Genomic DNA, 13852 nt, shown 5'->3' with positions numbered 1-13852 from the left:
TGAAACGCTATGTTGTATAAGTTCCCGCTGACATCCGGCAATGTCACCCGCTTTTTTGTGGTTTTCAATCTGGTGCTGCTGCTGGCGCTGGGCTTTATGGTGCATAACTCGGTCAATGCCTGGCTGACCGAGAAGCGCTACGCCATGACCGATCTGGCGCGCGCGACGCAAAAGCGCATCGACGCCTACCGCTTCGCCACCTGGCAAATCTATGAGAATCTCGCCACCAGCGCGGCGGGCAGCTCGCCCAACAGCAGCCTGCAGGAGACGCGGCTGCGCCCGGACGTCTACTATCTGGAGAAAACCCGCCGTAAGACCGAGGCGTTGATCTTCGGCTCGCACGACGGCAGCACGCTCGATATGACCATGCGCATGTCGAGCTATCTCGATACGCTGTGGGGCGCCGAAAACCCGACCTGGTCGATGTACTTTCTCAACGGGCAGGACAACAGCCTGATTATGATTTCAACGCTGCCGCTGAAGGATATGGCGACGCGTTATAAAGAGAGCGCCATCAGTTCGCTGGTGGATGGCCGCCGCGCCGAGATGCTGCAGCAGGCGAACGCGCTGGACGAGCGCGAAAGCTTCTCGCCGCTGCGCCATTTCGCCTTTCAGAACGATCACTACTTTACGCTGCGCACCACCTTTAATCAGCCGGGCCATCTGGCGACGGTGGTGGCTTTCGACCTGCCGCTTAACGATCTGATCCCGCAAAATATGCCGCTGGAGAACTTCCAGCTGCGCCAGGACGCCACGCCGGCCGCCGCCAGCGATCAGGAAGAGAACGAAAGCACGCAGATCGCCCTGGTGAACCCTAATCTGGAGATCGCCGCCACGCTGCCGAGCACGCCGCTGCAGCTGGTCTATCGCGTGCCGCTGACCAGCCTGATCGTCGACACGCTGCATAATCTACTGTGGCCGCTGCTGGTGAACCTGCTGCTGTTTCTGCTCTCTTTCGCCGGCATGACCCTGCTGCGCCAGCAGTCGCTGCGCCCGAGCGAGAACCAGAGCGCGGAGCTGGACTCGCTGCGCGTGCTGAATGAAGAGATCGTCGCCAGCCTGCCGGTCGGCCTGCTGGTGTATGACTTTGCCAGCAACCGCACCATCCTCAGCAATAAAATCGCGGAACATCTTTTGCCGCATCTTAATTTGCAAAAGATCATTAATATGTCTGATCAGCATCAGGGCGTGCTGCAGGCGACCATCAATAACGAAGTGTATGAGATCCGCCATGCGCGCAGCGTGCTGTCGCCGCATACCCAGCTGTTTTTAATGCGCGATCAGGATCGCGAGCTGCTGGTGAATAAAAAGTTGCAGAAGGCGCAGCAGGTGCTGGATCGCAACCATCAGATGCGGCAGCAGCTGCTGCAAAACCTCGGCCATGCCCTGAACCGGCCGCTGGAAAAGGTGGTGGCGCAGCTGGTGCAGCTCAGCCAGCGCGACGAAGATGAAACGGTGCTGGATCTGCTGGACGAAAGCCAGGGCCTGGCGCGGCTGGTTGACGATATCGTACTGCTTAACCGGCTGGAGGCGCACGACTGGTCGCCCGACGCCAGCCGCTTCAACCTGCAGGAGCTGCTGGACGAGATCGCGCTGGAAAGCCTGCCGCTGATGCGCCGCAAAGGGCTGTCGCTGGTGGTGAACAACCAGCAGCCCAACGATGAGCAGCGCTTCGGCGACCGCCGCGCGCTGCGCAAAGTGCTCGCCACGCTGATGCACTATGCGCTGACTACCACGCGCTGGGGCAAGATTTCCCTGACGGTCAGCGCCGACGAGGCGCATCCGGACCGCCTGCTGATCCAGCTGGTGGACACCGGCGCGGGACTGAGCGTCGACGAGCTGGCCAACGCTGACTTCCCGTTCCTCGGCGAAACCAGCCAGGATCGCTACGGTCAGGCGTCGGGCATGGCCTTTTTCCTCTGCAAACAGCTCTGCAAGCAGATGGGCGGCAGCCTGGAGATTATCGCCAAACCGGATATCGGCACGCGCTATAACATTCAGCTTCCGCTGGCGCTGGAGCCGCGGCCGGAAGAGGAAGAGGAGAAACTGCTGGACGGCGTGACCGCGCTGATCGATATCGCGGTTGAGGACGTGCACAAAATCGTCTGTCGCCATCTGGAGAACTGGGGCGCGCGCTGCCTGACGCCCGAGGAGCGGCTGTCAGGCCAGGAACATGACGTACTGGTGACCGACGATCCGGCCAGGCTGAGCGGCTGGGCGCTGCTGCTGGCGGAAGATGAGCTGGGTCACCATGCGCTAAACGATCGGCAATATCGGGTCAACTTCAATCTCAGCAACGCGCTGCAGGATGCGCTGCTGGCCCTGATTGAGAATCAGCTGGCCCATGATTCAATGGAGGAGAGTACAGAGGACGAGGAGCTAACCCCGCTGCTCAGCGGCGGCTATTTCCAGCTGTTTACCGAGACAGTACCGCCTGATGTAAAGAGACTGTATACTGAGTCGGCGGAAAAGGACTACGCCATGCTTGCTCAGACAGCGCATCGCCTGAAAGGCGTGTTTGCCATGCTTAACCTGACGCCGGGCAAACAGCTTTGTGAAGAGTTAGAACAGCACATCAAAGCATGTGACGATTCAAACATTACAAATACCACCAGTGACATCGACACTTACGTCAATGAACTGCTGCAGCAAGGTAACCAATAAGATGAATAACTTAAATGTAATTATTGCCGATGACCATCCGATTGTTCTTTTCGGTATCCGAAAATCTCTGGAACAAATTGAATGGGTCAACGTTGTAGGTGAGTTCGAAGACTCAACAGCACTGATTAACAGCTTGTCAAAACTCGACGCCAACGTTCTGATCACCGATCTCTCCATGCCTGGCGAGAAATATGGCGACGGCATTACCCTGATCAAATACATCAAACGTCACTATCCGGACCTGTCGATTATTGTTCTGACCATGAACAACAACCCGGCAATCCTCAGCGCCGTGCTGGATCTGGATATCGAAGGTATCGTGCTGAAACAGGGCGCGCCGACCGATCTGCCGAAAGCGCTGGCCGCCCTGCAAAAAGGCAAGAAGTACACGCCGGAAAGCGTGGCGAAACTGCTGGAGAAAATCAGCGCCGGTGGCTATGGCGACAAGCGTCTGTCGCCGAAAGAGAGCGAAGTGCTGCGTCTGTTCGCTGAAGGCTTCCTGGTGACGGAGATCGCCAAGAAACTGAACCGCAGCATTAAAACCATCAGCAGCCAGAAGAAGTCGGCGATGATGAAGCTGGGCGTCGATAACGATATCGCCCTGCTGAACTACCTCTCCTCTGTCAGCGCCACTCAGGTAGAAAGAGAGTAACGCGTCTGTCAGGCGGCGCGCTCGCGCCGCCTGTCTTTTATCACGCCCTGACCCGCCCCTACCCTTCCCGCGTCTTTCTCACGCGCTCCGCATAGACCGCCAGCGTGGTTTTCAGCACGTCCAGCGTCACCGGCTTCGACAAGCAGTTATCCATGCCCGCTTCCATACAGCGCTGCTTCTCTTCCGCCAGCGCATTCGCGGTCACGCCGATCACCGGGAAAACGTGACCCAGCTGACGCAGACGCTGCGTCAGGCGATAGCCATCCATATTCGGCATATTGACGTCGCTCAGCACGATATCGATCTCGCTGCGGCTGATGACGTTGAGCGCATCGACGCCGTCCTGCGCGGTTTTCACCCGATAGCCCAGCGTGCCGAGCTGTTCCGACAGCAGCATACGGTTGATGGGGTGATCGTCGACGATCAGGATCAGGATGTCGTCATTGCTGACCACCTCTTCCGTCGGCGCGGTAAGCGGCAGGCTCGCCGCCGTGTCGCTCTGGATGGCGATGCGGTAGATGCGCGCCAGCAGGCTCGGCAGCTCATGCGGCGTTGCGGTGCTGTGCACCCAGCGGCCCGGCGCAATTTCGCGCGGCATGTCGATATGCGCGCCGCTAAAGACGACCACCGCACGCAGCGGCTGTTCGCCCTCCTGCTCGTAGTCAGTGATCAACACGTCGTCGCTGCCCGGCTTGCCGTTATAGGGCAGGATCTGGATCCCCTGCTGCTGCAGATCGCGCTCGATAAAGCTGGCGAGATAGTCGTTGCGCATGTCGATCCACAGGGTTTTCTCGTGCAGCCCGTCGAGCAGCGGCGGCGCCGGCTGCTGGCCGTTATAGATGGGAATACGCACGATAAACTGGCTGCCCATGCCCGGCTCCGAGTCCACCTCGATATCGCCGTCCATCATATTGGTCAGCTTTTCGCAGATGGCGAGGCCGAGGCCGGTGCCCTGGAAGTTGCGCTGAACGCCGTTGCCCACCTGGAAAAAGGGATCGAACAGGCGCGTGATCTCTTTGGCCGGAATGCCGACGCCGGTGTCGCGGATGCGGAACGCCAGATAGCCCTCTTTCACAAAGGCATGCAGGATAATGCAGCCGGTGTGGGTGAACTTGATAGCGTTGTTAAGCAGGTTGGAGATCACCTGCTGCAGCCGCAGCGGATCGCCATCCAGCGCCAGCGGCACGTCATGCTCGATAAAGCAGTAGAGCGTCAGCCGCTTTTTCATCACCAGCGACAGGTAGTTGCCGGCGATATGGGTGATCACCTCACGCGGCGAGAACGGCCGCGGCTCGATCTTCAGCTGCTCTGATTCAATCTTGGAAAAGTCGAGGATATCGCTGATGATTTTCAGCAGCAGGCTCGACGAGTTGTTCATCGCGGTGACCAGCGAATCGACCTCTTTCGGCAGCTGTTTGGTCTGCAGCAGATCCAGGTTGCCGATGATGCCGTAAAGCGGCGTGCGCAGCTCGTGGCTGACGGTGGCGAGGAACATCGATTTCGACTGGCTCGCCTGCTCCGCCGCCTGCGCCATCTCCTGCAGCGACTGCTCCATGCGCACGCGCGCGGAGACGTCCACCAGCACGCAGATCGCCACGTTCTCATTGCGGTAGCGCGAATGCACGAAGCTGATCTGCAGGTTGGTGTTGCTGCCGGTCAGCACGTCAACGAAGTTGACCTGCTGGCCGCCGATGATTTCGTTGAGCCGCTGACGATCTTCCTGCGTCAGCAGCGTCAGATAGTTGTGCGCCAGCTCGTTGCTGAGAATATTGGTGCCGTCGCGGGTGCGCAGAATGCAGATCCCCACCGGCGCCGAGGCGACGATTTTACGGTTGAACTGCTCATGCTCTTCCAGCCGGTGCGCGTTCTCTTCTGCCGGCAGGAACATGCGGCGCTCAAACAGCCAGGCGAGGGTAAACAGCACGATGGCGCTGAGAATATTCAGCAGCAGCGCGTTGATGATCATCAGCTTGAGCTGATCCACCAGCACGCGCGTCGACACCGACCACACCACGCTCATATCGGAAGGCGGCAGCGGCTTTTTCAGCACCAGCTGGCGGTAGCCGTCGAGATAGCCGAACCAGGTTTGATCGTCGGGCAGGTCGTTGAGCGAATAGCCCGCGCCGCCGCGCCGCGAGGTGAGCAGCGGACGGTCATTCTCATCGATGATGGTGGCCACCACCGGCAGGCTGCCGGGCTGAATAAACTCATCCAGCCGGATATTCTGCTCGACGCCCAGCAGCGCCTGCAGCTTATTGGCGACGTAGACCGGCACCATCATATAAAAGGTGCCGACGCCGGGCTGCGCGCTGGCGCTGACCCAGTAGAGCGGATTGCGGCGCTCTTCGTCGTTGCCGTTGCGGTAGCGCAGCACGCGTTCGCGTAGCGCCTTCAGGCTGCGTTCGCGATCGACGTTGCTGCTGCCGATGGTAAAGTCTGCCAGACACTGGCTTTCGCCGCCGATAAAAAAGACGCGGTTCAGTTCATAGGTCGAGGCGAAATTGCTCTTCCAGTAGTTGATGTAGTAGCTGAGCGAATCGAGCGAGTTGCGCCAGGTCGTGCTCATCGACGAGCAGTCGCCGTCGGAGAACAGCGGGGTGAACTGCGGCTGGGTCGATTTGCCCGGCAGCACGCCGTTGATCATGTCGAGGCCGCTGCTGGCGCTGGTCAGCCGGTTTTCCGTAATGTACTTCAGCTCGCGCATTACGTCGGCGGAGTGCCGCACGTACCATTCCGCCTGGCCATAGTTGCTGGCGAACTCCTGCCGCACGCTGCTCTCTTTGTCATGCAGCACGCTGATGATAAAGAAGGTGGTCAGCACCGCGCCCAGCGTCCACAGCAGCAGCGCCAGCGCGCGAAACAGATAGCGTGAGATACGCAGCGTGGTTCGGAAAGAGACCAGATATTTCAAGGGAAACTCACTACGGCAAGGTTAAGGACGGGCTGGTTTCAGAATGCTCATTACACTAGCCGTATCAGGGAGAAAAAGCCAGTCGGCATCCGCGCTTAGCGAGCCGCGCCGCAAAAAGCAACGGCAGGTCGGGTTGCCCTTTCCTGCCGTTAAAGTCGTGCCGCCTTCCCTGGCGGCGTGAGCCTGAAGCGCTGAAGAATTACTCTTCTTCGTCAGCTTCCGGCGCGTCGTCGTCGGTGTCGACTTCCGGCGCGATATCCTCTTCGCCTTCCGCTACGCTGCCGTCGATAGCGTCCAGCTCTTCCTCTTCGACCGGTTCAGCCACGCGCTGCAGGCCGACAACGTTCTCATCTTCCGCGGTACGGATCAGGATCACGCCCTGGGTGTTACGGCCCACTACGCTGACCTCGGAGACGCGGGTGCGCACCAGAGTGCCAGCGTCGGTGATCATCATAATCTGATCGCCGTCCACCACCTGCACCGCGCCAATCACCGGACCGTTACGCTCGGTGACCTTAATGGAGATCACGCCCTGGGTCGCACGCGACTTGGTGGGATACTCGCTGTTGGCGGTGCGCTTGCCGTAGCCGTTTTGCGTCACGGTGAGGATAGCGCCCTCTTCGCGCGGCACGATCAGCGACACCACGCGATCCCCTTCCGCCAGCTTGATGCCGCGCACGCCGGAGGCGGTACGGCCCATGGCGCGTACCGCGTTTTCCGCGAAGCGCACCACTTTACCGGCGGCGGAGAAGAGCATCGCCTCGTCGTTGCCGTTGGTCAGCGCCACGCCGATCAGCTCGTCATCCTCGCGCAGATTCACCGCGATGATGCCTGCGCTGCGCGGACGACTGAACTCCTGCAGGGCCGTTTTCTTCACAGTGCCGCTGGCGGTCGCCATAAAGATGTTGAAGCCTTCGGTGTACTCGCGCACCGGCAGAATCGCGGTGATGCGCTCGTCAGGCTGCAGCGGCAGCAGGTTGACGATCGGACGGCCACGCGCGCCGCGGCTCGCTTCCGGCAGCTGGTAAACCTTCATCCAGTAGAGACGGCCGCGGCTGGAGAAGCAGAGGATGGTGTCGTGAGTGTTGGCCACCAGCAGACGATCGATAAAATCCTCTTCTTTAATGCGCGCCGCCGACTTGCCTTTGCCGCCGCGACGCTGCGCTTCGTAATCCGACAGCGGCTGGTACTTGACGTAGCCCTGATGAGAGAGCGTCACCACCACGTCTTCCTGATTGATCAGGTCTTCGATGTTGATATCAGCGCTGTTGGCGGTGATCTCGGTGCGACGCTCGTCGCCAAACTGGTCGCGCATGGCGATCAGCTCTTCGCGGATCACTTCCATCAGACGCTCGGCGTTCATCAGGATGTTAAGCAGCTCGGCAATCTGCTCCAGCAGCTCTTTGTACTCGTCGAGCAGTTTTTCATGCTCAAGGCCGGTGAGCTTCTGCAGACGCAGATCGAGGATCGCCTGCGCCTGCTGTTCGGTCAGATAGTAGCGACCGTCGCGGATGCCGAACGCGTCGTCCAGCCACTCGGGACGCGCGGCGTCGTCGCCCGCGCGTTCCAGCATGGCGGAGACGTTGCCCAGATCCCACGGCTGCGCGATCAGGCCCGCTTTCGCCTCGGCCGGGTTCGGCGCGCGGCGGATCAGCTCGATAATCGGATCGATGTTGGCCAGCGCGATCGCCAGACCTTCAAGGATATGGGCGCGGTCGCGCGCTTTGCGCAGTTCGAAAATCGTGCGGCGCGTCACCACTTCGCGACGGTGACGCACGAAGGCTTCGAGGATCTCCTTCAGCGTCATGATCTTCGGCTGGCCCTGATGCAGCGCCACCATGTTGATGCCGAACGACACCTGCAGCTGGGTCAGCGAGTAGAGGTTGTTGAGCACCACTTCGCCTACCGCATCGCGCTTCACTTCGATCACGATGCGCATGCCGTCTTTGTCCGACTCGTCGCGCAGCGCGCTGATGCCTTCGACGCGCTTCTCTTTCACCAGCTCGGCGATTTTCTCAATCAGGCGCGCTTTGTTCACCTGATAGGGGATCTGATGCACCACGATGGTTTCGCGGCCGGTTTTGGCGTCGGTTTCCACTTCGCCGCGCGCGCGGATGTAGATCTTGCCGCGCCCGGTGCGGTACGCCTCTTCAATGCCGCGACGGCCGTTGATGATGGCGGCGGTCGGGAAATCAGGCCCCGGAATATGCTCCATCAGGCCTTCAACGCTGATATCTTCGTCGTCGATATAGGCGAGGCAGCCGTTGATCACTTCCGTCAGGTTATGCGGCGGAATGTTGGTCGCCATGCCGACGGCGATGCCGGAGGAACCGTTCACCAGCAGGTTAGGGATTTTGGTCGGCAGAACTTCAGGGATCTGCTCGGTGCCGTCATAGTTCGGGACGAAATCGACGGTCTCTTTTTCCAGGTCAGCCAGCAGATCGTGGGCGATACGCGACATACGCACTTCGGTATAACGCATCGCCGCGGCGGAGTCGCCGTCGACGGAGCCGAAGTTGCCCTGTCCGTCCACCAGCATGTAACGCAGGGAGAAAGGCTGAGCCATGCGGACGATTGTGTCGTAAACGGCGGAATCCCCGTGCGGGTGATATTTACCGATAACGTCACCGACCACACGGGCGGATTTCTTATAGGGTTTGTTCCAGTCGTTACCCAGTTCGCTCATCGCGTAGAGCACGCGGCGGTGGACAGGCTTCAGGCCGTCACGCACATCGGGTAAGGCTCGGCCAACGATGACCGACATGGCGTAATCGAGATAGGAGCTTTTTAACTCTTCTTCGATATTGACCGGTGTAATTTCTCTTGCAAGGTCGCTCATGGAGCCGCTTTCCCTCTACATATGCCCGGATTTTAAAGGTGCGAAAGTATATCACACCCCGGCCCGCTGGTGAACGTTAACCACCGTTTTCACGCGCTTTTCCTCGCGCCGGAAAGGTGCGCCCGAAGGCAATAAGCGTTTATACTCAGTCAACATTTTGTCTGGAGTAATGATTCAATGAATGCACAACCGCAGGAAACGCAGCCCAACGTCGATGCGCAGGAAATTGCTAAGTTTGAGGCCGTCGCGTCGCGCTGGTGGGATCTGGAGGGGGAATTCAAACCTCTGCACCGCATCAACCCGCTGCGTCTGGGCTTTATCGCGCAGCACAGCAACGGCTTGTTCGGCAAGAAAGTGCTGGACGTCGGCTGCGGCGGCGGCATCCTGGCGGAGAGCATGGCGCGCGAAGGAGCGCAGGTCACCGGACTCGATATGGGCGCTGAACCGCTGCAGGTGGCGCGCCTGCACGCCGAGGAGAACGGCGTGACGCTCGACTACGTGCAGCAGACGGTAGAAGATCACGCCGAGGCGTTCGCCGGTCAGTATGACGTGGTGACCTGTATGGAGATGCTGGAGCATGTGCCGGATCCGCGTTCCGTGGTGCACGCCTGCGCGCGTCTGGTGAAGCCGGGCGGCGAGGTGTTTTTCTCTACCATCAACCGCAACCCGAAGGCCTGGCTGATGGCGGTATTCGGCGCGGAGTACGTGCTGCGCATGGTGCCGCGCGGCACGCACGACGTGAAAAAGTTTATCCGCCCGTCCGAGCTGCTGGGCTGGGTTGATGAAACCGCGCTGCGCGAGCAGCACATTATCGGCCTGCACTACAACCCGCTGACCAACCAGTTCCGACTGGGGCGCGGTGTCGATGTGAACTATATGGTGCATACCCGCCACGTTAAAAAGTAACGCGCTGGCGCGCTTGCAAGCATTAGCCATGCGGCGCGTCGCGCTATAACTAAAATAGCGGATGCGCCAGTCCATTGACGTGAAAAAAAGCAGCCTGAATGAAAAATCAGCGGTTGGTCAAAACACAGAATTATTCCTAAAAACTGTTGACAGCTGATTGAGCCTTATAAGTCGCGGGGTTATCAATTCGCTCCGAAATTTCAAGATTTAAATCTACTTTTTGGGTCTTGTTAACCGCCAGCAGGTCACTAAAATAACCTCCATATTGTTACCAAATCTCTCCCAACCCCCAACATATAGTGTTTATCCACAGAATTATTCACATTGAATAACCCTGTGAATAAACAGGGGACTCTTTTTCACTTACGGATGGTATAACGCGACATGAATCAAAGTCTGCTCGTCACTAAACGCGATGGCCGCCAGGAACGCATTGATCTCGATAAAATTCACCGGGTACTCGACTGGGCCGCTGAAGGGCTGAATAACGTCTCGGTTTCCCAGGTCGAACTGCGCTCCCATATCCAGTTTTATGATGGCATCAGAACCTCTGATATTCATGAAACCATCATCAAGGCCGCAGCAGACCTGATCTCGCGCGATGCGCCGGACTATCAATACCTCGCGGCTCGCCTGGCGATCTTCCACCTGCGTAAAAAAGCCTACGGCCAGTTCGAGCCGCCGAAGCTCTACGATCAGGTGGTGCGCATGGTAGAGATGGGCAAATATGACCATCACCTGCTGGAAGACTACAGCGTTGAAGAGTTCGAGCAGATGGACGGCTTTATCGACCACTGGCGCGATATGAACTTCTCCTACGCGGCGGTGAAACAGCTGGAAGGCAAGTACCTGGCGCAGAACCGCGTCACCGGCGATATCTACGAGAGCGCGCAGTTCCTCTATATTCTGGTCGCCGCCTGCCTCTTCTCCGGCTATCCGCGCGACACGCGCATGGACTACATCAAGCGCTTCTACGACGCGATTTCTACCTTTAAGATTTCGCTGCCGACGCCGATCATGTCCGGCGTGCGCACCCCGACGCGCCAGTTCAGCTCCTGCGTGCTGATCGAGTGCGGCGACAGCCTCGACTCCATCAACGCTACCTCCAGCGCCATCGTGAAGTATGTGTCGCAGCGCGCCGGTATCGGCATCAACGCCGGCCGCATTCGCGCGCTGGGCAGCCCGATCCGCGGCGGCGAAGCGTTCCACACCGGCTGTATCCCGTTCTATAAGCATTTCCAGACCGCGGTGAAATCCTGCTCGCAGGGTGGCGTGCGCGGCGGTGCGGCGACGCTGTTCTACCCGATGTGGCATCTGGAAGTGGAAAGCCTGCTGGTGCTGAAGAACAACCGCGGCGTCGAAGGCAACCGCGTGCGTCACATGGACTACGGCGTGCAGATCAACAAGCTGATGTATCAGCGCCTGCTGAAGGGTGAAGAGATCACCTTGTTCAGCCCGTCCGATGTGCCTGGCCTCTACGACGCCTTCTTCGCCGATCAGGAAGAGTTCGAGCGCCTCTATACCAAATATGAGCAGGACGACAGCATCCGCAAACAGCGCGTGAAAGCGGTCGATCTCTTCTCGCTGATGATGCAGGAGCGCGCCTCTACCGGCCGTATCTACATTCAGAACGTCGACCACTGCAACACCCACAGCCCGTTCGACGCCAGCATCGCGCCGGTGCGCCAGTCCAACCTCTGTCTGGAGATTGCGCTGCCGACCAAACCGCTGGAAGACGTCAACGACGAGAACGGCGAAATCGCCCTCTGTACGCTGTCGGCGTTCAACCTCGGCGCCATTGAGAGCCTGGACGATCTGGAAGAGCTGGCGACCCTGGCGGTGCGCGCGCTCGACGCCCTGCTCGACTATCAGGACTACCCGATTCCGGCGGCAAAACGCGGCGCGATGGGCCGTCGCACCCTGGGCATCGGCGTGATCAACTTCGCCTACTATCTGGCGAAGAACGGCGTGCGCTATTCCGACGGCAGCGCCAACAACCTGACGCACAGAACGTTCGAAGCGATCCAGTACTACCTGCTGAAAGCCTCTAACGAGCTGGCGAAAGAACAAGGCGCCTGCCCGTGGTTCAACGAAACCACCTACTCGCAGGGCATTATGCCGATCGATACCTATAAAAAGGATCTCGACACCATCTGCAACGAGCCGCTGCACCTGGACTGGGACGGCCTGCGCGAGTCGATCAAGACGCACGGTCTGCGCAACTCCACGCTTTCTGCGCTGATGCCGTCTGAGACCTCGTCGCAGATCTCCAACGCCACCAACGGCATTGAGCCGCCGCGCGGCCATATCAGCATCAAAGCCTCGAAAGACGGCATTCTGCGTCAGGTGGTGCCGGAGTATGAGCGTCTGAAGGATCAGTACGAGCTGCTGTGGGAAATGCCGTCCAACGACGGTTATCTGCAGCTGGTCGGCGTGATGCAGAAGTTTATCGATCAGGCGATCTCCTCTAACACCAACTACGATCCGTCGCGCTTCGCCAACGGCAAGGTGCCGATGAAGCAGCTGCTGAAAGATCTGCTGACCGCGTACAAGTTCGGCGTGAAGACGCTCTACTATCAAAACACCCGCGACGGTGCGGAAGACGCGCAGGACGATCTGGCGCCTTCTATTCAGGATGACGGTTGCGAAAGCGGCGCTTGTAAGATTTAAGGTTGGGCGGGAGCGCGTCTCCCGCCTGCGTCATTTCACGGGGCCGCGCTGCGCCCCGTCTACATTTGGACAGTTTCATGGCTTACACAACGTTCTCACAGAATAAAAACGATCAGCTGAAAGAGCCGATGTTCTTTGGTCAGTCCGTCAACGTGGCGCGCTTCGACCAGCAGAAGTATGACATTTTTGAAAAGCTGATCGAGAAGCAGCTCTCTTTCTTCTGGCGTCCGGAAGAGGTGGACGTGTCGCGCGACCGCATCGACTATCAGGCGCTGCCAGAGCATGAGAAGCACATCTTTATCAGCAACCTGAAGTATCAGACGCTGCTCGACTCGATTCAGGGCCGCAGCCCGAACGTTGCGCTGCTGCCGCTGATCTCGATTCCCGAGCTGGAAACATGGGTCGAGACATGGGCCTTCTCCGAGACCATCCACTCGCGCTCTTACACCCATATCATTCGTAATATCGTTAACGATCCGTCGCTGGTGTTCGACGATATCGTGACCAACGAGCAGATCCTCGCGCGCGCGCAGGATATCTCGAAGTACTACGACGATCTGATCGAGATGACCAACTACTGGCATCTGCTGGGCGAAGGCACCCATCAGGTTAACGGCAAAAGCGTCACCGTTAGCGTGCGCGCGCTGAAAAAGCAGCTCTATATCTGCCTGATGAGCGTCAATGCGCTGGAGGCGATCCGCTTCTACGTCAGCTTTGCCTGCTCTTTCGCCTTCGCCGAGCGCGAGCTGATGGAGGGCAACGCCAAGATTATCCGCCTGATTGCGCGCGATGAAGCGCTGCACCTGACCGGCACCCAGCATATGCTGAACCTGATGCGCACCGGCGAAGACGATCCAGAGATGAAAGAGATCGCCGCCGAGTGTCGCGAAGAGTGTTTCGACCTGTTCAAGAAGGCAGCCGAGCAGGAGAAAGAGTGGGCGGAGTATCTGTTCAGCGGCGGTTCGATGATCGGCCTGAACAAAGATATTCTCTGCCAGTACATCGAGTACATCACCAATATCCGCATGCAGGCGGTGGGCCTGGATCTGCCGTTCCAGACGCGCTCTAACCCGATTCCGTGGATCAACTCCTGGCTGGTGTCGGACAACGTGCAGGTGGCGCCGCAGGAAGTGGAAGTGAGTTCCTATCTGGTGGGTCAGATCGACTCTGAAGTGGGCGAAGACGACTTCAACGACTTCCAGCTGTAAGT

Annotated in this window: 7 protein-coding genes; 5 read left to right on the top strand and 2 right to left on the bottom strand. The window is 58.9% G+C overall.

Annotated features, from left to right (window positions below; translation table 11 throughout):
- Window positions 1-9 precede the first annotated feature (9 nt).
- Together rcsD and rcsB are read left to right on the top strand one after the other, a co-directional pair.
- Window positions 10-2664, top strand: coding sequence for a phosphotransferase RcsD (gene rcsD, locus B2J69_RS14740; protein ID WP_081140409.1), 2655 nt, complete (start codon window positions 10-12; stop codon window positions 2662-2664).
- 1 nt (window position 2665) lies between these two features.
- A complete protein-coding gene (rcsB, locus tag B2J69_RS14735; protein ID WP_081140408.1) occupies window positions 2666-3316 on the top strand; it encodes a response regulator transcription factor RcsB in 651 nt (216 codons plus the stop codon).
- 58 nt (window positions 3317-3374) lie between these two features.
- Here the strand turns inward: rcsB and rcsC are convergent, their stop codons facing one another.
- Complete coding sequence (gene rcsC, locus B2J69_RS14730; protein ID WP_081140407.1) at window positions 3375-6227, bottom strand: two-component system sensor histidine kinase RcsC; 2853 nt, start codon at window positions 6225-6227, stop codon at window positions 3375-3377.
- Between the two features lie 199 nt (window positions 6228-6426).
- Window positions 6427-9066 carry a DNA topoisomerase (ATP-hydrolyzing) subunit A gene (gene gyrA / locus B2J69_RS14725; protein WP_081140406.1) on the bottom strand — a complete coding sequence of 880 codons (2640 nt, stop codon included), beginning with the start codon at window positions 9064-9066 and terminating at the stop codon, window positions 6427-6429.
- A gap of 177 nt (window positions 9067-9243) precedes the next feature.
- Between gyrA and ubiG the strand changes: the two genes are divergently transcribed.
- The 3 genes from ubiG to nrdB all read left to right on the top strand — a co-directional run bounded on the left by ubiG (window position 9244) and on the right by nrdB (window position 13850).
- Window positions 9244-9972, top strand: coding sequence for a bifunctional 2-polyprenyl-6-hydroxyphenol methylase/3-demethylubiquinol 3-O-methyltransferase UbiG (gene ubiG / locus B2J69_RS14720; RefSeq protein WP_081140405.1), 729 nt, complete (start codon window positions 9244-9246; stop codon window positions 9970-9972).
- Window positions 9973-10356: 384 nt separating this feature from the next.
- Window positions 10357-12642: a class 1a ribonucleoside-diphosphate reductase subunit alpha gene (gene nrdA, locus B2J69_RS14715; RefSeq protein ID WP_081140404.1), complete on the top strand. Its 2286-nt coding sequence runs from the start codon at window positions 10357-10359 to the stop codon at window positions 12640-12642.
- A 77-nt stretch (window positions 12643-12719) separates the two neighbouring features.
- Window positions 12720-13850 carry a class Ia ribonucleoside-diphosphate reductase subunit beta gene (gene nrdB, locus B2J69_RS14710; RefSeq protein WP_081140403.1) on the top strand — a complete coding sequence of 377 codons (1131 nt, stop codon included), beginning with the start codon at window positions 12720-12722 and terminating at the stop codon, window positions 13848-13850.
- The last annotated feature ends 2 nt before the right edge of the window (window positions 13851-13852 follow it).

Origin of the sequence: Pantoea latae (assembly GCF_002077695.1) — a bacterium.
Lineage (GTDB): Bacteria > Pseudomonadota > Gammaproteobacteria > Enterobacterales > Enterobacteriaceae > Pantoea > Pantoea latae.
Note: the sequence above shows the minus strand (reverse complement) of the source record. Positions and strands in the feature narration are given on the sequence as shown.

Coding starts and splice junctions, on each gene's coding strand:
- nrdA (WP_081140404.1), top strand. CDS start 10,357: ATGAATCAAAGTCTGCTCGTCACTAAACGCGATGGCCGCCAGGAACGC.
- gyrA (WP_081140406.1), bottom strand. CDS start 9,066: ATGAGCGACCTTGCAAGAGAAATTACACCGGTCAATATCGAAGAAGAG.
- nrdB (WP_081140403.1), top strand. CDS start 12,720: ATGGCTTACACAACGTTCTCACAGAATAAAAACGATCAGCTGAAAGAG.
- ubiG (WP_081140405.1), top strand. CDS start 9,244: ATGAATGCACAACCGCAGGAAACGCAGCCCAACGTCGATGCGCAGGAA.
- rcsD (WP_081140409.1), top strand. CDS start 10: ATGTTGTATAAGTTCCCGCTGACATCCGGCAATGTCACCCGCTTTTTT.
- rcsB (WP_081140408.1), top strand. CDS start 2,666: ATGAATAACTTAAATGTAATTATTGCCGATGACCATCCGATTGTTCTT.